10 protein-coding genes and 1 tRNA gene are annotated in these 19,254 nt (G+C 57.5%); 8 read left to right on the plus strand and 3 right to left on the minus strand.

What is annotated here, in order from left to right; all coding sequences use genetic code 11:
- The first annotated feature begins 424 nt into the window (after positions 1 to 424).
- From lpdA to SH661x_RS01460, 5 genes are all read left to right on the plus strand, one after another.
- Positions 425 to 1,807 carry a dihydrolipoyl dehydrogenase gene (gene lpdA / locus SH661x_RS01440; protein ID WP_437227319.1) on the plus strand — a complete coding sequence of 461 codons (1,383 nt, stop codon included), beginning with the start codon at positions 425 to 427 and terminating at the stop codon, positions 1,805 to 1,807.
- Positions 1,808 to 2,151: 344 nt separating this feature from the next.
- Entirely contained in the window at positions 2,152 to 3,630 is a 1,479-nt protein-coding gene (locus tag SH661x_RS01445) for a DUF1570 domain-containing protein (protein ID WP_437227321.1), read from the plus strand.
- A 364-nt stretch (positions 3,631 to 3,994) separates the two neighbouring features.
- A complete protein-coding gene (locus SH661x_RS01450; protein ID WP_437227323.1) occupies positions 3,995 to 5,152 on the plus strand; it encodes an FHA domain-containing protein in 1,158 nt (385 codons plus the stop codon).
- Positions 5,153 to 5,224: 72 nt separating this feature from the next.
- The gene (locus SH661x_RS01455) at positions 5,225 to 6,400 is read left to right on the plus strand and encodes a glycosyltransferase family 4 protein (RefSeq protein ID WP_437227325.1); all 1,176 of its coding nucleotides are present in this window, start codon (positions 5,225 to 5,227) and stop codon (positions 6,398 to 6,400) included.
- Positions 6,401 to 6,489: 89 nt separating this feature from the next.
- Positions 6,490 to 6,560: transfer RNA gene (locus tag SH661x_RS01460), tRNA-Gln, on the plus strand.
- Between the two features lie 752 nt (positions 6,561 to 7,312).
- On the opposite strand, the gene SH661x_RS01465 is transcribed toward SH661x_RS01460, so the two are convergent.
- The 3 genes from SH661x_RS01465 to SH661x_RS01475 form a co-directional block, all read right to left on the minus strand.
- A complete protein-coding gene (locus SH661x_RS01465) occupies positions 7,313 to 8,752 on the minus strand; it encodes a DUF1501 domain-containing protein (protein WP_437227327.1) in 1,440 nt (479 codons plus the stop codon).
- A 47-nt stretch (positions 8,753 to 8,799) separates the two neighbouring features.
- A complete protein-coding gene (locus SH661x_RS01470) occupies positions 8,800 to 11,892 on the minus strand; it encodes a PSD1 and planctomycete cytochrome C domain-containing protein (protein WP_437227329.1) in 3,093 nt (1,030 codons plus the stop codon).
- Between the two features lie 212 nt (positions 11,893 to 12,104).
- Complete coding sequence (locus tag SH661x_RS01475) at positions 12,105 to 12,731, minus strand: GntR family transcriptional regulator (RefSeq protein ID WP_437227331.1); 627 nt, start codon at positions 12,729 to 12,731, stop codon at positions 12,105 to 12,107.
- Between the two features lie 362 nt (positions 12,732 to 13,093).
- Here SH661x_RS01475 and SH661x_RS01480 point away from each other — a divergent pair, with 362 nt between their 5' ends.
- The 3 genes from SH661x_RS01480 to SH661x_RS01490 all read left to right on the plus strand — a co-directional run bounded on the left by SH661x_RS01480 (position 13,094) and on the right by SH661x_RS01490 (position 19,245).
- Positions 13,094 to 14,284, plus strand: a complete 1,191-nt coding sequence (locus SH661x_RS01480; RefSeq protein ID WP_437227333.1) for a mandelate racemase/muconate lactonizing enzyme family protein — start codon at positions 13,094 to 13,096, stop codon at positions 14,282 to 14,284.
- A gap of 84 nt (positions 14,285 to 14,368) precedes the next feature.
- The gene (locus SH661x_RS01485; protein ID WP_437227335.1) at positions 14,369 to 16,135 is read left to right on the plus strand and encodes a sodium:solute symporter family transporter; all 1,767 of its coding nucleotides are present in this window, start codon (positions 14,369 to 14,371) and stop codon (positions 16,133 to 16,135) included.
- 11 nt (positions 16,136 to 16,146) lie between these two features.
- Positions 16,147 to 19,245: a PSD1 and planctomycete cytochrome C domain-containing protein gene (locus SH661x_RS01490; protein WP_437227337.1), complete on the plus strand. Its 3,099-nt coding sequence runs from the start codon at positions 16,147 to 16,149 to the stop codon at positions 19,243 to 19,245.
- Positions 19,246 to 19,254 lie beyond the last annotated feature (9 nt).

Here is a 19,254-nt window from a genome sequence, read left to right on the forward strand (position 1 = left end):
ACCAGCACAGGCGTATGCCATGCCCATTTTCGGTCCGACAGCGACGATTGTCTGCAAGCCTTTACAAATTCAAGACATGTATCAAAACGAAACTGCGATTTTCGACTTTGGAAGTGACATCAATCTGATTCATCGACATCAGAATGATCAAACTTGAATGCCCGTCTGCAGCAGACCGCACCAGGACTTCACAGCACATGCAGTCCTGAATTCACACCGGACATGCTTGACGCGGCTGATAAGAATTGAGACAGACCGGAAGACATTTCTCCGAATCGCAAGAATCTCGATGCAGGATTCTGGCAGTCGAACCGCAAACACCTTATGAACCATCGTCATGCATCTGGATGAACTTCCCGAGCGTCCCAAGCGGTCGCAGATTCCCGTTCATCAACAACAAATTGACTCTCAGAAGTGATCTGAAATGGCAGACTTTGACCTCGTAGTGATTGGTGGGGGCCCCGGAGGATATATCGCAGCGATTCGAGCTGCTCAGCTGGGCAAAACCGTGGCAATCGTCGAACAGGAAAAGCAGCTTGGCGGGACATGCCTGCGGGTCGGCTGCATTCCCAGCAAGGCGTTGCTGGAGAGCAGCTTCCTGTACGAACAGGCTTCGCACGGCCACAAAGATCGCGGAATCACCATCGGCAATGTCGAACTCGATATCCCGGCGATGATGGCCCACAAGTCCAAGGTCGTCGACACCCTGGCGGGGGGAGTCGATGGACTCATGAAGAAGAATAAAATCAAACGGTTCCTGGGGCACGCCCGCATTGAAGGCCCCGGAAAAGTGGTGGTGGAAGGGGACGCAGCCGCGACGATCTCCGCACAGTCAATCATCCTCGCCACCGGCAGCCAGCCCGCTTCACTCCCCGGAATTGAACTGGACGGCAATCTCGTCGGCAGCAGCACTGAAGCCATCAAGTTCGACGCTGTCCCCGGGCACCTCGTCGTCATCGGAGCAGGGTACATCGGCCTGGAAATGGGAACCGTCTGGCGGCGGCTCGGGGCCAAAGTCACCGTCCTGGAATATCTCGATCGCATCCTTCCGGGAATGGATTCAGAAATCGCTGCTGAGGCTCTGAAGATCTTCAAGAAACAGGGACTGGAGTTCCGGCTGGGCACGAAAGTCACCGGGGTCAAGACCGGGAAGAACGGCTGTGAAGTCCAGATTGAAGGGGCCGATCCCGTTGCTTGCGACAGGGTGCTGATGGCAGTGGGCCGCAAGCCAAACACGGCCAGCCTTGGACTGGAAACAGCTGGGGTGGAGCTCGACAAGCGCGGCTTCATCAAGGTGGACGGCCATTACCAGACCTCCGTGAAGGGGATCTTCGCCATCGGAGACGTCATCGGCGGGGCGATGCTGGCTCACAAGGCAGAAGAGGAAGGAGTCGCCTGCGTCGAACAGCTTTACACCGGCTACGGTCACGTCAACTACGACGCCATTCCCGGGGTGGTCTACACCGAACCTGAAATCGGAACGGTCGGCAAGACTGAAGATCAGCTGAAGGAAGCGGGAATTCCTTATCGCAAGGGGCTGTTCCCGTTTGCTGCCAACGCACGTGCACGGGCCGGCGGACACACAGACGGCAAGGTCAAGATTCTGGCACACAAGGAGACTGATCGTGTCCTGGGTGTCCACATCATCGGCGCGCATGCCGGCGAGCTGATTGCCGAAGCGGTCGCAGCGATCGAATTCGGTGCGACCAGCGAAGACATCGCTCGCTGCTGCCACGCTCACCCGACGCTGGCCGAGACGGTCAAGGAAGCCGCCCTGGCAGTCGATGGCCGCACGTTGAACATGTGATCTCGTGATCATCCAGCGGCACACTTCGATGTGCCGCTGGATGATTCTATTCGCTGCCAGTGGGAGCGAACTTGTCGCGGAGGATTTTTTGAACCGCGAATTCAGCGAATCCGGCGAATTAGATCCGCACTTTCTTTGTCAAAATCAAGCTGCAAATTGAACCTCGATTGACATCAATCATGCGGCGATGAACTCTGGTTGATTCGCATCATTCGCCTGATTCGCGGTTCCGTTCCCTGCTTCAAACGGGCGCGACGCGTGATTGACAGCATTGTTTCGGATACACTTTTGAGACCGCAATTTGCCTTATCGGTCACGAATCTCCTCGTCGAAGTGTTCCGATCATGTTTCAGCGATTCCCCTGGCTCTGTCTGCTCCTGTGTTTCGCATTGCCGGGCAGACTGCCGGCGGATGAATTCACTTACGTCAACGAACAGGGCAACGAGATCACGCTGCAGGCCCGGCTGATCGGCTCCGGTCAGGGGTTTCAGGCGCTCGAGCGGACCGACGGCCAGATTCGCATTGTCCCGACCGCAGCGATTCAGAACCGCGAAAACACGGGAGACCCGGCCCCTGTCGACTGTGATGAGATGGCTACCCGCCTGCGGGAGATCTTCACTCCCGAGCTGACTCGCATTGAAATTCAAAAGCCGGTCGTGGTCGCCATGGTTCTGGCTGCTCCGCTCGACAAGTCGGCGGAAGGGCACGCTGCAACGTTTATTAAAAAAGCGGCCCGCTTCATGAACAATGTAGACGGCGTGTTCAACAAGTACGCCTCCTTCATGCATTTCCCGGTACGTGAACTTCGATTCCCGCTCGTGCTTGTCATCTTCGAATCCGATGCCGACTTCGAAAAGTACGCGAATGAAGCCACGGGAGGACGATCGTTGTCCGCCAGTTCGATCACCGGGTTCTACTCCGGACTGACGAACTGGCTGGCGGTACGGATGAGCGCGTGCGATTCCTTCGAGGTTCCGCTGCACGAAGCGATTCATCAGCAGATGTACAATCGCGTGCTGCAGCGACTGGCTCCCATTCCAAAGTGGTTTGATGAAGGCATTGCCACCGGGTTTGAAGGGAATGGAGAGCGGATTGATTCCAATCCCGCCAAGGTCAACTCCCGTTACGCCCGCCTGGCGATGCGGCTTCCCCCGGGGACACAGTGGTCGGCACTGATTGGCAACGATGCCTCTTTTTCCGCGGACGTTCTGGCTGGCGATGCTTATACGCTGGCATGGTGTCTGCACTGGATGCTGGCGACTCAGCATCGGGAGAACTATCAGAAGTTCGTCACACACCTGAGCGAACGAGCCCCACTCTCTGAGAAAAACCCGGACGATGAACTCAATCGCTTTGCCGAGATCTTTGGGGCTGACATGAATCAGCTCCAGTCGCAGTTCCCCCAGGCGTTACAGCTGGCAACCAAACGCCAGAAAGTGAATCTCGCCGATCCCCCACCGGGCAATGCCAGTTCCCAACAGGCATTGGGCCAGTACAGCATCGATGCCATCAGCGTGGCGAACCTGGGGGGCCAGCTGCAGGTGGGAGGATTTCTGCGGAACATCTCGCCACTCCGCGCGATGACTTTTTATGTCACTGTCGAAACGGAAGGGGGAATGTATGCCGATTGGCTGGTGCCCGACCTGAAGCCGACCCAGAAGCAGGTCCTCCCCAAACAGGTCGTGACGAAAATGGTCTCCCGCAAAGAGGTCGGTTCGTCGCGACAGTACCGGGTATTTATTCGTTCGGTCCCGGCAGCCAGCCAGGAAGCAGCCGCCTGGAAAAGCGGAAAGCTGCCGCCCCCGGTGACCTCGGACGAGTAGGCAGAACCTGATCGATTTTGCACCACTCTCAGTTCCCTGTCAGAACGTCAGATGATGGACGGGCCGAAGAGGCGAGCAATCCTGTTAAACAGGTCGGTATTTTCAGGCAAAGCGTGTAGATTTCCCGACCGCTTCGCGTTTGAACGATGTCGAAATTGACCTGATCCACATCGTCCAGCATAATTCACAACTAAAGTCTGCGGTGAAAATTGCGCTCAACATGGTCTATGATGGCGTTTCGGGCAGGATTGACTGATCTTTCACAGCCGATGAACCGTTGCTGACAGAGGCGCGTACTGTGGTGCTCTTTTGAGTGACTCGCCTGGCGTGAACGACCCGGTGACGTCCCGGAAGCACGTCACGTGTGCAGCTCCTGATCCTGTTTGAGATGTTGATGGACGACCCCGTGAAAGCAATGCTGGGCTATGCAGCAGCGGTCCCCGGACCGCTTCGTCTGCGTGTGCGCACTGCTGAGGGCGCCGTCGAAGAGCAGGAGATCAACTCTCCGTTTGCAATCATCGGTCGCGGGCCCGGGAACGATATCCGCCTCCCGGAACCGACCGTCTCGTTCCGCCACCTCTACCTGCAGGCCATCGGTTCCCGAGTCGCCTGTATCGACCTGCTGAGCGTGGGAGGTGTTCGGCAGAACGGTGCCCCCTTCCGAGGCTGGCTCACGTCGCAGCACGTCTTGCAGATCGGTTCCAGCGAGCTGCAGCTCCTTGGACAAAAGTGGGTCGATGACGACGCCACCTTGAAGCCCCCCCTGGAATTCCGCCCCCGTGACGAACAACGACCGGAATATGGCCCCCTGCCGACGGTCGAACTGGAACTGCTCAACACGCAGCATCAGGGGATGAAGTGGCCAATCAACCGGGTGATAACACTCGTCGGACGGGACGACCGTTGTCGCATCACCGTCGCTGACGAGAGACTTTCCCGAGTTCAATGCGCGTTGTTACTCCTCCCTTCGGGACTCTGGGTGATCGACCTGCTGGGCAAAGGGGGGATCCTGCTCAACGGCGAACCATGTCCGTGCGGACTCCTCTCCGCCGGGGCGGAACTGACCATCGGGCCGTATAAACTGACTGGTCACTACCCCGACATTGCTGCTCAGCTGATGACCGCTTCCACCTACGCTCAAGCCAATGGCGGAGAGTTCCTGACGCGGCCAAATCGGATCTACCAGACCGAATTCTATCACGACACACTGATCGTCGTCCCGCAGGGAGATTCGCAGGCATTCTTCTATCAGGACATCCACGTTGAAGCCAATCGCGTGGTCGATCTGATCACCCAGCGAGGCTTCAACCATCTGGTCATCGACTTCAGTCGCGTCGATCAGATCGGACATCTGGCTGTTGAAGGCCTGCTCAACATCTGCCGCTCCGCCCCCGGTCGCATCACCTTGTGCTGCGCCAATTCCCACACGTACGAGCATCTGCAGACCAGCCCGATCTCCCGGTTGTATCACCACTACAACAGCCGCCAGGACGCTCTACAGGCGATTTACTCACAAGTCTGATATTCTGAATTCCTGCCCCGAAGGTTCCTCCGGAACTGTACGCTCGAATTCCGCTGCTTCAGAGACCGACCGTTGAACATCGTCCATATCATCACGCGGCTGATCATTGGCGGAGCGCAGGAAAACACCCTTCAAACGGTCGAGAATCAGCACTCCCTCGACGGCGACCAGGTCACGCTGATCACCGGCCCCTCCACCGGTCCGGAAGGAAGCCTGATGGAGCGAGCCTCCCGGGGAGGTTTCCGCCTTGAAGTGGTCCCCAGCCTCATCCGCAGCATCCACCCCTATCACGACTGGGTCGCCTACCGCAGCCTCATCAGGCTGCTCCGCGAAATTCAACCCGAGATCGTACACACCCACAGCTCAAAAGCTGGCATTCTCGGTCGAATGGTCGCTGCCAGACTGAAAATCCCGGTCGTCCACACGATCCACGGCGCCTCGTTCCATTACGGGCAATCCCCGTTCACATACCGCAGCTATATCGCCATGGAAAAGATGGCGGCCCGCTGGACTGATCACTTCATCAGCGTTGCCGACGACATGTCCAGCGAGTACGTCAACGCGAAGATCGCCCCCGCTGATCACTTCACGACCGTCTACAGCGGATTCGATGTCGAACCGTTCCTCAATCCCCCTCGTGACCCGCAGCTGGTTCGAAAAGAACTCGGCTTCGAGCAGGATGACATTGTTGTCGGAAAAGTCGGCCGCCTGTTTCACCTCAAGGGACACGAGTTTATCCTCAGCGCAGCACCGGACGTTGTCGCAGCCAATCCGCACGTGAAATTTCTGTTCGTCGGAGATGGGCTGCTGCGTGAGCAATTCGAAAGACAGATTGCCGAAAGCGGACTCTCACGTCATTTCGTCTTCACCGGTCTGGTCCCCCCGACACGCATTCCGGAACTGATGTCCGCCATGGATCTGGTCGCCCATACCAGCCAATGGGAAGGGCTGGCCCGCGTTCTCCCGCAGGGACTTCTGGCTGGACGACCCGTCATCTCCTACGACGTGGGAGGGGCCCGAGAAGTGGTCCTGCCAGGCGAAACCGGCTTCCTGCTCCCTCGAGACGACGTTGCCTCCCTGACGAAGGCGATCATCCAGCTGTCTGAAGACCGGCTGCTGCGTGACCGAATGGGAGAAAACGGCCGAAAACTGTGCGAATCCCGCTTCCGCCACCAGACAATGACAGCGGAGATCCGGAAAGTTTACGAAAAAGTGCTGAACCCGCGTCCCCCTCAGAATATCATTTGAGTTCCCGGAAGTTCTGCGGGCAGCACCACTTACCGAGCCGCCGGTTGATCTTGCATTTTTGAACCAAACAACTAATGTGCCCACACGAGTACCCGATAGTGTAACGGTAGCACAACAGATTTTGATTCTGTTCGTCCAGGTTCGAATCCCGGTCGGGTAACTTCTGATTCAGTAATCGCTTACGAAAACGTTGGTAGCCAATCGCGGTGGGTTTGACCCAAATTTGACCCAAATTCATGGGTCACGTCTCCTGATTCGGCTGCGATATGGCGTCTTCACCCCTCAAACTTCGATGGCACAGACCATCTAATCGTGCCTATGTCTGGCTGGAGGGTAAAAGGACCTACCTGCTGATGCCCGATGGGCTCGCCACTTCCGAGGTGGTTTAGAGCTATCGACCCCCGCAACATAAGAACTCATGGCGTGAGAAGGATCGAATCATTCTGTTCGGGCCGAAGGCACAGCACATTCTAAAGCTATTTCTTATTCAGGGCCGTGGAGACATCAGTGCAAAAACGCAGCGCCTGTCGGTGAGGGGATTTTCAACGCTCAAATAGCCCCTGTCTCAGGGGAGTGTGGCGGCGATTCGGGAGAATTGATCGATCGAAAGCTGTGTTGATCGCCGCCGGAACGCCACACGTTCGTGAGAACCGCTCTAGCTGCTGAGAAGTGCCAGCGCCGCAACGTGGAATCCCTGTGGCAGACCTGCAGCTACCGGCTCGACAGGTCCTCCCCATTCGAATGCGCCAACGACTTCAGATACTGTGGATACGACATTCCTGACTTCTTTACACAAGCTTTCCACTTGAGGGCGGTATGTCAGTCAGGGAAACGTCCGATCGCACTTCCTGCAGAACGAAGCTCGGTCGAGAGTCGCATGGAGGGGGTGAAGCGGTCTGCACTGCTTCTGACCTATCCTTCGACGAGTTCGAGTCTCGGTTGCACGCCGGTGATGTCGGTATCGGTCAAGCTCTCATCCCGTCCCTGGTGACGATACGTCAACTTCGCGTGGTCCAGGCCAAATTGCCGCAGCAGTGTCGCGTGCAGTTCCCCCACAGCGAGCGGGTTTTTGGTGATCTTGTATCCGAAATCATCGGTCGCTCCGTAAGTCATTCCCCGACGAAACCCACCACCCGCGACAAGAGCCGTAAAGGCGTGGCGGTTGTGATCTCGTCCATCCTTCCCCTGAGTGACGGGAAGTCGCCCGAACTCTCCGATCCACATGACGACCGTATCCTCCAGCAGGCCGCGCTGTTTCAAATCTTGGATGAGTGCGGCACATGGTTGATCGACGTTTCGGGAGATCTTTCGGATTCTCGCATTGTGTTCGCTATGAGTATCCCAGGGGTCGCCCATGATGGCGTCGTTGAAGACCGCCACGAAGCGGACGCCCCGTTCCAGGAGTCGCCGGGCCATCAGGCAGCGGCGGCTGTAGGTTCCGGTGTCCTGATCGTTCATCCCGTAAGCCTGATGTGTCTGCGCAGTCTCCTGTGAGAGGTCCATCGCCGAACGGATCTCCTCACCAATCTGCCCTGCCAGGGCATTGTTGGCGATCCGTGCATCCAGGTCCCCCAGATGCTTGAACTGCTTTTGGTGCTCGCGATTCAGCAGTTCGAGCAGGGCCAGATTGTCCTGCTGCATCTGTGGAATAATTCCGTCAGGCAGTTCGAGGTCGAACAATGCTTCACCATCGCAGCGGAGCGGGGTCCCCTGGCAGAGCGGGGGAAGAAACCCCGAGGTCCAGTTACGATTGCCATCCACCTGATCGTGATTGGGGTCTGACAGCACGACGTACGGCGGCAACTTTCGATTCTGCGTTCCCAAGGCGTAGGTCAGCCACGCTCCGATCGAGGGACGGCCGGCACGTGGCTTGCCGGTCTGAAAATGTCGCAGTGCTCCTTCATGATCATTCACGAGCGTGTGCATCGAACGGATCATCAACAGGTCATCGGCACAATGACTCAGGTGAGGGAGCAGTTCGCTGAAGTGCATCCCGCATTCGCCGTGCTGCCGGAATTGAAACGGACTGGGTGAACACAGACTGCTGTCCTGTTGATCAAAGAAGGCTTCCACGCCTCCGGGCATGGGCTTGCCGACATACTTCAGCAGCTCTGGCTTTGGATCGAACAGATCGATCTGGCTGGGGCCGCCATGCTGAAACAGGAGAATTATCCGCTTCGCACGGGCGGGGAAGTGAGCGATTCCAGCTGCGGTGTCAGTGCTCCCCGAAGAAGATGCAAAAGACGATGAAGCGTCGAGCAAACCGGCCAGTGACAGCCAGCCTGCTCCCTGGGCGATCTGCCGTAACAACGTTCGGCGTGAGAGCAGCAGCGACGGCAGAGAACGATTCATGGTGTCTCGCAATATTCGTGAGTACGTTGATGCAGACTGGATAGTCTCTACTGCAGTTGCAGAAATTCGTTGCTGGCCATCAGAACTTTGCAGAGTTCCGCCAGGGCCATTCTTGCGGGAGGGGATTCTTTCGACTCAGCAAAGCGGTGTCGTTGAGATACCAGAAACTGCAGACCGGCTTCCGTCTCTTTTTCCGTGGGAGTACGACAGTACGCCAGAACAAAAGCGTGCGTGATCTGCTTCTTCGAGTCTTCTCCTGCTTCCCGTTCCACTCGAACGGCGAATTGCCTGGAGGCTCGAACAGCCGCGAGGCTGTTCAACATCGTCAACGACTGACCGACGACGGTGGAACTGGAACGGGCAATGCAATTTGGATCAGGGGCCGCTTCGTCGAAGACCTGCAGAAACGTGAGAGGCTGGCTGCGGCGATAGCGAATGTAGACGCTGCGACGATCGCTCGGATGAGGACCTTCATCGATTTTCACAGGAAGAACAATCTGACGATTTCCCTGGTCAACGAAATCAACCGGCTCGCCACCCCCTTGCAGATTGATCAGTCCCGCGACAGTCAATGTGGCGTCACGAATCTGCTCAGCGTCCAGTCGATGTGCAGGAAAACGGCTGTAGAGGATGTTCACGGAATCGACTTCAACGGCATGATCGCTGGCCACGCTGCTCTGGCGGTATGTTCGAGACAGGACAATTTGCCGATGCAGTTCCTTCTGACTCCACCCATTTCTCACAAAGTCCGCTGCCAGAAACTCGAGCAGTTCGGGAAACTCTGGAGGAATCCCGCTGGCACCGAAATTCTCGGGAGTCGGAACAAGTCCGGTCCCAAAGTGCCCTCGCCAAATGCGATCAACATGGACTCGCGCCATCAAGGCTGCTGCACGAGACTCTGGCCGGGTCGCCCATTGCGCAAACGCCAGCCGGGCTCCGGTTGTTCGTTGACCTTCCCGTGGTGAAGCAATGGTGTATTCATTTCCGGGCTCTTCCAGAATTGACAACACACCGGGCTCAACGTGCTCACCGGGATTGAAGTAGTCCCCTCGTTTCAACACAGGCACATCCGGTATCTGGGGCGACAGGTCGCTGGTCCAGGCGATTTTCGCAGGCTCAGGAAGCATCTGCGACTTGGCTGCTGCAATTTCCTGCTCCAGCTGATTCTGGCGGTCTTTGACTCGTTGCTCATAGTCTGGAGCCACGGCAGAGCGCGCAACGACCACGTTATCCACTGCGAAACTTCGGCTGCAGCAGAGCTCAAAGCCCAGTCCTCCATCCGGCAGATCTTCAACCTGGCAAGTCAGCGGCTCGCCATCAGGAATTCCATTCACAAGATGCTGCAACAGAAGTTGTTTTTCGGAACTGCGAGTGATGCGTATCCCGTAGTTCCTTCCAGCCACGTAACCGACATGGCCAAGTGCTCCGAGATCCTTGGCGTCCTGACCGGGATAATCGAGCAGAACCCGGGATCCTCCCTCGGGATTCCCGTCGACCAGGAGATTCCCCCCCGCGATCTTGCTGCTGTCATCATGGTCATGCAGCGAGATGTAATACCCGATCCTCTCAGCGGGCCTGTCGTCCAGGCTGCGATCCCGCACGAGATCGAAGGTGAATTGCACAAATTGTCCGATGCTGTCTGGCGACCAGTCGAACTTGCGTTGCGTCACCAGCCAGTTGCTGCTTCCCGAAGCGGCGGGAAACAGAATGAGCCCACCTTCATCAACCGACGCGGCCGGTTCCTGCGATCCATCGAGCTGCAAAGGAGGATGCCCGGCCGGATGGTCGTCTCCGGGTGCAGTGTGACTCCAGTTTGCCTGCAGCGTGGACCCGGAGAAATCGTCGCTCCATTCCGGAATCGACGGGGATGGATTGTCCACCAGCCAGCGGTCGAAATGACTTCGCAGTTCCGCAATCTGCTGTTCACCGGCTGCAACACTGGCACGCCACGCTTGAATCTCGTCTTCACCCGCAGCATGAATCCAGCGATGCATCGGCTGCGTCCAGTTCTTCACATTGAACGCCGGATAGAAGACCGCCTGCAATGCGTAATAGTCGCGGTGCGGAATGGGGTCGAACTTGTGTGAATGACAGCGGGCACAATCGATGGTCATTCCAAACATGGCCGACATCGTGATCTGCAGCTGTGCTTCCAGCACTGCGTACCGCTCCATGACCCGGGTGATCTCATTCCCTTCCGTGTTGTCTGTGCCGTCGGGCGCGTTGCGAAGGAAGTGCGTCGCCGTCAGTGTCCGCAGTTCGTCCGGAGAAAGATGAGGACGTGGATACTCGACGAGTTCATCACCCGCCAGCTGTTCTCTCCAGAACTGATCGTAGGGAACATCGCGATTGAGGCTGTCGATAACGTAGTCCCGATATCGCCACGCCAGCGGGCGGGGAGAATCGTGACGGATATACCCGTTGCTGTCCGCATAGCCGACGACGTCCAGCCATTGTCGTCCCCAGCGTTCTCCATGATGCGGCGAAGAGAGCAACTGCTCGACCAGGTTGGAGTATGCCTGCGGAGACTCATCCTGCAGGAATGCATTGAGTTGCTCAGGAGAGGGAGGGAGTCCGATCAGATCCAGGTAGATGCGGCGGCAGAGCGTCCTGCGGTCCGCTTCGTCCGCGAAGTTCAGCCCATGCTCTTTGAGGCGAGTTTCGATCAGGTGATCGATGGATCCGCGGCTTTCGCTGGCTGGGCCCGTTCCCTTTGAGAGAGGTCGGAAGGCCCAGAAGTTTCGTTCTTCGGGTGTAAACTCGTCCCGCTGGGGCTGGGGATCTCGAAATTTGGCTCCGCCCGCAATCCACGTGCGGATCGCATCCCGCTCCTCGTCGGTTAATGCAGGAGAGTTCGCTGGGGGCATCTCCCCGGCTTCGATCATCTGCCAGAGAAGGCTTTCGTCGGGCTTGCCATTTTCGATGACGGCTCCGGATGCAGCTCCCTTCAAAATGGTGGACGCAGAAGAAAGGTCCAATTCCGCTTTGCGACGGGACCGGTCGTTGCCATGACAGCTCCCGCACTTCGCCAGCAGGATGGTCTGAACGCCCTCCTCGAATGCCGGTGGTTCCGCAGCTTGTCCGCGAACCGCGGTCAGCAGGAAGAGTGATGAGCAGGCCAAGTAAGAGAAACGTCGCATTCGGCAGACATCCTCGCTGGGACCCCTAAATGACGTGGACGGGCGCGACACCTGTCGACGACACGGACTCGTTACGGAATCGGACTCTGGTCAATGCACAAACCTGGACTGCAGAATGCAGCGGCCCCCGCTCGATGGGTGATCGATCGGGGAAGTCGCAATCCGTCCGGCAATTCGTCTCTTGATCGGGGCGGATCCGGATTCAGGCCGGATCAGGCAATGTTCTTTTCCAGTGCGCGCACGGCATCTTCGAGTTTTCCGCGTCGAAACACTTCAATGATGTCGGCGTGTTCTTCGTAGATTTTCACCGGGTCGGCGTAGTCCCGCTGATGTGTTTCAGAAAAGTGGTGTCTGACCCGCGACACCAGCGTGTTCCAGATCGCTTCCACGTCACTCAATCCAGCTCGACGGATGAGCAGCCGATGGAAAGCGATGTCCTGTTCGCCAATCGATGGATAGTCGCGATCGATGCACGCCTGCCGCATCTTGTCCAGGACATTCTCCCATTGCCGGAAATCGGCTTCCGTCAGGGAATCGAATACGGATCGCAGAGCGAAAGTTTCGACGCTGCGGCGAATCGGGACCACGAACTCCCTGATGGAATCGGGCGGCATGGAAGCGACGGTCACACCAGCATTGTGGCGGCCATCGAGAAGACCTTCGTAAGTCAATTGCTGCAGGGCTTCGCGAATCGGAGTGCGACTGACACCAAACTGCTTGGCGAGATCGGCTTCGTTGAGTCGGTCTCCGACGGAAAGACGTCCACACAGGACGTCGTTCCTTAACTGTTCGACGATCTGTTCTCGCAAGCTGAGCTTTAAAACAGGAACGGGCATCATGTTCTTCCGAGCGGGCCCTACCCGCAGCCTGACCAAATCCGGTGCGTCCGAAGAGACCTGATATTTTCAAAGAGACGGCCTCTGCCGCCAGCCTCTGGAGATCTGCTGCGCCTCGAATTCACAGGAAAGAGCAAAATTCTATCAAAATGGGTTGACGTGTCGATTCATTTGAATATTGTATTTGGTATGCAATCACGGTCAAGCCCGTTTTTTCTCAGCTGAATTTTCTCCTCCCAGCATTCTACGACCTGCATCAGATCTCGCGGCTTCAGACAGTCAATCACCGCAACTCACCGTTCCTTATTGGGTTGTGGCAATAACGCGGCACGGGTGATCCGTTCATCCACAGTGGGGCTTTCTCTATGGTCATCACCGAAATCATCTGTCAGGTCCTGCGGGTGCCGGTTATTCAACGAAAAACCGCCAGCAGCCAGGATGCGGTTCTGGTCCGCATCCGGACAGATCATGGACTGGAAGGAATTGGCGAGGCGGACTCGCAGCCTGAGGTTGTCAAAGCCATTATCGATGCCGGTTACAGCCACAACATCGCCTGCGGGCTGCGCGAGCTGCTGCTGGGGGAAGATCCTCTGGACCATGTTCGCCTCTGGCAGAAGATGCTGCGGGGAACCATGTATTTCGGACGGGCCAGTGTGACGATCACCGCCATGGCCGCCATCGACATGGCGCTGTGGGATCTCAAAGGGAAGCACGTCGGAGTCCCCATTCACCAATTGCTGGGGGGCAAGCAGCATCATCGCATTCAGGCTTACGCCTCATGTCTGTTTGGCAACGACGGGCACCAGACTCGCGACATCGCTGCCCGCTGGCGAGACGCCGGTTACTCGGCTGTGAAGTTCGGCTGGGAACCGATGGGACCCGATTTGAAAGTCGACCTGGACCTGGTGCGTGGAGCCCGGCAGGGAATTGGAGACGGGACTCTGCTGATTGATGCTGGCTGTGTCTGGGACGCTCGAACCGCATTGAAGCGGACACGCGCGTTTGAAGAGTACGAACTGACCTGGCTCGAGGAGCCGCTGCGCTCGGATGATGTGGAAGGATACCGCTGGCTGCGGGATCGCTCTTCGATTCCCATCGCTGGGGGAGAACAGGAATGCGGCCGGGAATCCTGGAAGCCTCTGATCGATCGTCGGGCTCTCGATGTCTATCAGGTCGACCTCGCACGCAACGGCTTCACAGAAGCGGACTATATCAAGCATCGAGTTCAGGAAATCGGGGCCCGGCTCTGCAATCACTGCTACACAAGCCCTCTCACTGTGGCTGCGAGTCTGCACTGGCTGTTCACCTGCCGGGATGCATTTCTCTTTGAAGATTGTGTGGACGATTCTCCTTTACGGCACCATCTGACGTGCGAACGGGTTCAGGCGGACGATGGCTGGGTGACGGTCCCCGAGGGGCCGGGACTGGGAGTGACGTTGGATGAGGAGTTCGTGCAGCGGTACCTCGTCGATGAATCGGGCCGCAATCAGATCTTCGGAGAGAAGAATGGGCACTCCCATGAGGGGGTCGCCATTCCGGTGGTCGCTGGGACTTAGTCCCTCGTTGCTGAAGACAGGAATGATCAAGACGTCACGAAAATTGTTTTGAGATCGCCCTTCCTTTGAGTGAAACTGGATCGCATGACTTCGCTCGACTGGACTCTTGTCTTGCTTCTGAATGGATGCATCGTCCTGTATGCCATTCTGGGATCGCGACGCACCGAGTCCAGCGAGGAGTGGTTTCTGGGTGGACGAAGCGTGCCGTGGTGGATCGTCGGAATCTCGGCATTCGCCACAGCCGTCGACAGCAGTGATCTGGTGGCGGATTCCGGCGGAGTCTATTCCCTCGGCATCAGCTACTTCGTCACGAACTGGATCGGAACCGTCTCCGGATGGTTGCTGCTTGCGCACTTTGTGGCGCTCCCCATGTATCGCAGCGGGATGTACACGAACTCAGAGTATCTCGAGAAACGGTTCGGAGTGACGGCCCGGGTCTGCAGCAGTCTGGTGCAGGTTCAGTATCGAACGATGGTGATGGCCAATATCTCGACGACACTCTACCTCGTTTTCACGGTGGTGGGGGGACTCGGGGTCGAAGCGTGGGCGGGCGTGGTCGCTGTCGTACTGCTCTCCTTGAGCTATACGATTCTCGGCGGATCACGCAGCGTGGCGATCGCTGATTCCGTGCAATCGATCGTCATGATCTCTGCCAGTCTGGTCCTGTTCGCTTTCGTCTGGAATGCCGTGGGTGGATGGAGCGGTTTGAATACGCGGCTGGCCAGTGCCGATGAACGGCTCCCGGCCCAGATGCTTCGAATCGGGACCGATCTGGAAGAGACAGTTTCGCTGAAGGATGCTCCCGAGCAGCAGATTCAGCGACAAATGTTGCTTGGAGGCACGTTTGATTCCCAGAGTCAGACCTGGATTCGACGCACCCCTGCCTGGCTCATCTGTCTGAGTTTCGTTCTCGTGGGGATGGCCTATTCCATCGTCAATCATGAACAGTCCATGCGACTGTTTGCTGCACGCAGCATCTGGGACATGAAGATGTCAGTTGTTGTGGCCAGTCTGCTGCTGATCATCCTGACCTTCTTCAACCTGATGATGGGGGTGATGGGGCGAGCCCTCTTTCCGACGCACGCGGACATGCCGGTCACGGAAAGTCTGCAAGGGACCGCTGATGCCATTTATCCTGTTCTCGTCCGTGATTTCACTGTTTCCGGGTTACGGGGAGTGGTCGTGGCGGGAGTCCTGGCTGCAGCGATTTCAACCTACTCCGGAATCGGGGCAGCGATGTCCGCTCTGCTGACGCGCGACGTGTATTCACGACTGCTCGTGAAAGAGGCCAGCGACCATCATTACGTCGTCGCGGGGCGATGGCTCACCGTGGCAATCGTGTTCGGGTCATTCTGCTATGTCCCGTTTCTTTTGGCACGAGGCATGATGATGTTCTATCTCGACCTCGTCGGGGCGTTCGTGATGCCGTTGCTGACGATCTACCTGATGGGGATCTTCACCGGAGTTCATCGTGCCAGCGGAACGATCGGACTGCTGACGGGAGTTGCTTACGGAGTCTGCCGGCTCGTCTGCACGAAACTGGCGTCGGATTACGGAATCGCGACGCTGCCCCCAGTTTTTCTGGACAGTTTTGTTTCCTACCCCGTCAGCGTGCTGTTGACCGCGTCGACCATGATTCTGGTGTCAATTGTGCTGGGATGGGGGACACAAACCGAGGACTCTTCACCCGTCGCTGCTGAATCGGAAGCAGCTCCAGAGTTGCCCTTGGGGCACGGCATGGAGCAGCCGCGGGAGACAGTCGTTGAAGAAGGAAGTCCATGGCTTCCTCAGATTCTGGGAGTGGCCGTATTGGGGCTCGGCATCGTGCTGAGTTTCGTTGTTTTCTGGTAAGAGCATTCGCAATGACGTTCAGACAATTGACAACTTGCGTCTTCCAGACGGTTCGACTCACAGCGGTTGCTTTGCTCTGCATGGTGACGAATACGGCGTCGGCTGCGGAGACGAAAAGTCCAGAGCTGGTCCATGATGTCCTGCCGCTGTTGAAAGTCCATTGCGTCCGGTGCCACGGACCGGCTGTTCAGGAAGGCAAGCTCAACCTGGCCCTGCCCCCAGGAATCAAACGTGGTGGCGAAAGCGGTGCAGTGGTCGTGGCGGGCTCGCCGGAAAAGAGCCTGCTCTGGGAGCTTGTCGAGTCCGACAAAATGCCGGCTGATGAACCGATGAGTGCGGAAGACAAGCTGGTCCTGAAAAAATGGATCGAGGCGGGAGCTCCCGGTCTGCCGGAATCGGTGACTTCCGAACCCAACGGCGACGAACACTGGGCGTTCCAGCGATTGGCATCAGTCGCCATTCCCACAGTCACGAACTCGAGCCGGGTCCGCACCCCCGTTGACTACTTCATTGAACAGCAGCTCGAACGCCTCGGGCTCACACTCGGTCCCGAAGCCTCACGGGAAACACTGATTCGGCGGGTCAGCTTTGATCTGACGGGTCTCCCTCCGACACTCGAAGAGATTGATCGATTCGTCAACGACTCCGCTACCGATGCCTACGAGCAGATGGTGGATCGGTATCTGAACTCACAGCATTACGGAGAACGCTGGGGCAAGTATTGGCTCGACACCGCCGGATACGCGGACAGCAACGGGTATTTCGGACGCGATTCCGATCGCCCTTTGGCTTACCGCTACCGGGATTATGTGATTCGCTCGATCAACGCCGATAAGCCTTGGAATCAGTTTCTCCGCGAACAGCTGGCCGGCGACGAAATTGTTCAATACACAGCGGGCGGAGATGTGCAACCGGAGATGGTCGAGCTTCTGGAAGCAGTCCATTTTCTGCGGAACAGCCCGGACGGGACCGATGCCAGCGACGGCAACCCTGATGAAGTGCGGGCCGACAAATATGCCGTGCTCGAAGGGACGGCTCAAATTCTCGGCTCGGCCCTGCTGGGAGTGACGGTGCAGTGTGCTCGCTGCCACGATCATAAGTTCGAACCGTTCACTCAGAAGGACTACTACCAGCTGCAGGCAATTCTTTACCCTGCATTCAACCTCGAACAATGGATCACGCCGGAAAAGCGAGTCATCTCGACAGCGACTCGCGCCGAGCAGGACGCATGGAAAGAAGTCCACCGCCAACTGGATGAACGGATTGCAGCCGTACAACAGGAATTTCTCACATGGTCACGTGAGCATCGGATTCTGGGCACCGTTGTCTTTGCCGACACGTTCGACTCCCCCACGCAGAAGCTCAGTGAAACATGGACCGGCATCAATTCCAAAGTCGCTGGCTCATCAGGTTTACCGCCGGTCAACATCGATTCCCCGCAGGCCCCCGGATTGCAGATCGCCAATGGCCAGCTGAACATCATTGAAGGCAACCATGGGGGAAGCATCGGCGTCTCCACCCAGACTCACTTCGACTGGACCCCGAATGATGAGAAGGGATGGATCCAGGTCACTTTCGACCTCGTCTCCGGCGGCGCGACCGCCCCCTACGTCGGCTACTACATCGCGCTGAAAGCCCCCGGCGCTGAAGCTGAAAACGTCAACGGAAACATCCTGATCGATGGCGCTGCCGCGGGACAGGCGACCATTCACGCCAACTATCCCGGCGACAGTGTCGAAATGCGGGGAAAAATCGGCAAGAGTGGATACAACCCTGGGCACAACTTCGGCGTTCGTATCACGAACGTCGGAGGCGGAAAATACGAAGTCGCCCAGGTGGTCGACGGTCTTCTGGAAGAGAACCGTGTCACCCTCCAGGAAGCGGATCTCCCGGATGGCGGGTTCGGGTTTGAATTCTGTTGCGGTCGCAGCTTCGTTGTCGACAACCTTCTGGTTGAGTCCAGCAATTCTTCCGCCGAAGCAACCGCACAGGAGCAGGAGCTGGCCAAAGAACGCGAAGAACGGCAAGCGAAAACCGAAGCTGCAGTCAAAGCCCTGGAAGCAGAGCGCCCCAAACCCCTTCAGCAACTCGCCGTCGTCAATAATGTTGTTCCACAGCCGCCCGAAGTTCATCTACTGGTCCGAGGCAGCTATCAATCGCCCGGCGAAGTGGTTGCTCCAGCCGCTCCATCGGTCCTGAGAGAATCCAGTGAATCGACTGCATCCAGTTTTCCCGCGGGGTCAACCCGTACAGGGCTGGCCGAATGGCTGGTGACCCCGGATTCACGTGCTTCCGCGCTTCTCGCGCGGGTGACGGTGAACCGCTGGTGGCATCATCACTTCGGGACAGGTCTGGTCGCGACGCCCGATAACCTCGGCTATTCCGGAGCCCCGCCGTCTCACCCCGAGTTGATTGAATACCTGGCAGGGCAATTGATCGCAGAGAACTGGAGTGCCAAAGCGATTCATCGACTCATCCTGCGTTCCAGCGTCTATCGGCAGTCCAGCATCGAATCAGAGCAGGCGCGTCTGGCGGATCCTCAGAATCGCTGGCTCTCCCGTTATCCGATGCGAAGACTCGATGCCGAATCTCTTCGTGATGCCTTGCTGGCGGTTCCCGGAGAACTCGATCCCCAGATGTACGGTCCTTATGTCGCCACGAAACGTGCCGATGACGGTGACGTGATCGTCCCGGAAGAGAACTCCCACGGGCGGCGCCGCAGCGTTTATCTGCAGCAGCGAAGAACCCAGGTGGTGGGAATGCTCGAAGCTTTCGATGCTCCTTCGATCGTCTTCAACTGCACTGCCCGCAGCAGCACGACCGTTCCCCTGCAGTCGTTGAAGCTGCTGAATTCAGAATTCATGCGGCGACGAGCCGAAGGACTGTCAAAGAGAGTCCGCTCGATGGTGGACAGCGACGACGCTGCGATCGATCTGGCATTTCGACTGGCCTTCGCACGGCATCCCAGTCGCGAAGAACTCGCCGCCTGCAAATCGTTTCTGCAAGGTCAGGCTGCGGAGTATCCCCAGGCAGAAAATGCCCAGGACTTGGCCTGGATCGATTTCAGCCAGATGCTGCTGGCCAGCAATTCCTTTCTTTACATCGAGTGAACGCGGAGG

It is taken from the genome of Planctomicrobium stercoris, assembly GCF_051465655.1.
In the GTDB taxonomy this organism is placed as follows: Bacteria; Planctomycetota; Planctomycetia; order Planctomycetales; family Planctomycetaceae; genus Planctomicrobium.

Excerpts from the sequence above, each read along its gene's own strand:
- lpdA (WP_437227319.1), top strand. The coding sequence starts at position 425 with ATGGCAGACTTTGACCTCGTAGTGATTGGTGGGGGCCCCGGAGGATAT.
- SH661x_RS01445 (WP_437227321.1), top strand. The coding sequence starts at position 2,152 with ATGTTTCAGCGATTCCCCTGGCTCTGTCTGCTCCTGTGTTTCGCATTG.
- SH661x_RS01465 (WP_437227327.1), bottom strand. The coding sequence starts at position 8,752 with ATGAATCGTTCTCTGCCGTCGCTGCTGCTCTCACGCCGAACGTTGTTA.
- SH661x_RS01470 (WP_437227329.1), bottom strand. The coding sequence starts at position 11,892 with ATGCGACGTTTCTCTTACTTGGCCTGCTCATCACTCTTCCTGCTGACC.
- SH661x_RS01475 (WP_437227331.1), bottom strand. The coding sequence starts at position 12,731 with ATGATGCCCGTTCCTGTTTTAAAGCTCAGCTTGCGAGAACAGATCGTC.
- SH661x_RS01480 (WP_437227333.1), top strand. The coding sequence starts at position 13,094 with ATGGTCATCACCGAAATCATCTGTCAGGTCCTGCGGGTGCCGGTTATT.
- SH661x_RS01485 (WP_437227335.1), top strand. The coding sequence starts at position 14,369 with ATGACTTCGCTCGACTGGACTCTTGTCTTGCTTCTGAATGGATGCATC.
- SH661x_RS01490 (WP_437227337.1), top strand. The coding sequence starts at position 16,147 with ATGACGTTCAGACAATTGACAACTTGCGTCTTCCAGACGGTTCGACTC.